This is a genomic window from Streptomyces pseudoechinosporeus, from assembly GCF_054783935.1.
Window position 1 is genome coordinate 1 of the sequence record NZ_BAAGPS010000105.1, and the last position, 1,097, is coordinate 1,097.

At 73.3% G+C, this 1,097-nt stretch carries 2 protein-coding genes; both read right to left on the minus strand.

What is annotated here, in order from left to right; translation table 11 throughout:
• On the minus strand, positions 1 to 271 hold a 271-nt coding region (locus tag ACYVO6_RS49415; protein WP_461073622.1), incomplete at its 3' end, for a hypothetical protein.
• A gap of 100 nt (positions 272 to 371) precedes the next feature.
• A partial coding sequence (locus ACYVO6_RS49420; protein ID WP_461073624.1) for a hypothetical protein occupies positions 372 to 1,097 on the minus strand: 726 nt, incomplete at its 5' end.

Genomic DNA, 1,097 nt, shown 5'->3' on the forward strand with positions numbered 1-1,097 from the left:
GGTCCACGGCTTTCTGAACCTTCGGCAGGAACGCCGCGATGGTCTCGCTATTGGGTTCCTCGCCGAGCAGGTCCAGAGCGGTCGCGTGGGTGAGGACGATGTCGGGCTGGTAGACCAGGTCTGCGGCCCACACGTCCAACTCCGCTTCGGTGCCCCCGTCGCCGGGACCGTAGTTGATGTACAGAACGGGGAGCTCAGCGGAAGAGTCCAAAAGGGTACGGATGTCTGTGACGGTAACCTGCGGCGCTGGCCTGTCGACGGTCGGTTCCATGGTGTGACGCTCCTCCGGCTGATAGTTGAGTCAGCCTATGTCCGCTGCGGCGGTCAAACCGATGGGATCGGGGAGGGCCGGGGCATTGCGGAGGGTGAGATCAGCTCTGCTCGGACCGGGCGCGGGCGAGGAACGCGGCGAGGTCGCCGGTGGCCTCGGGGTCGGCGGCGGTGAGCCGGGCCGCGAACGCCATCTGGTCGACGCCGGCGCCCGGCGCGAGGTGCGCGAGTTCGGTGAGCAGCGCGGCGTGGGCGAGCAGATGCGTCGGCAGCAGATCGGCGGCGGCCGCGCGGACGGCGGGATCCGCGTAGTGCCCGCGGTGCGCGGCCAGGGCGTGGGCGAGCCAGGCGTCGACGTCCTTCTGCACGTACGAGCCGGCCCGCCGGGTGAGTTCGTCCCGGGCGGCTTCGTCGCCCTCGCGGGGCTCGGTCTGTTCCAGCGTGCCGAGTTCGCGCAGCGCTTGGAGCTCATCGGCGCGGGCCGCGACCCGGGCGGCTTCGCGCAGCTCGGCTTCCCGGGCGGCGGCGGCCGCGGCGTCGGCGGCGAGCTCCGCCTGGACGACGTCGTCGGCGTCCGGGTCGTAGACGGTGTTCGGGGCCGCGTCGGCGAGCAGCTGGTCGATGCGCTCCCATTCCGCGAGCTCCGCCCGGCCGCGTTCGTCGTCGGCCAGGTGCTCGTGCCGCGAGTCCTGCCGCGCGTCGAACCGGGCGTCCTCGAGGGCCCGTGCGACGGCGCCCGCGTCCATGCCCTTCGCGCGGCGCCGCACCACGCGCCGGCCGATACGGGCGGGGTCGACAGGCTCGCGGGGCACGGCGCCGCGCGAAGC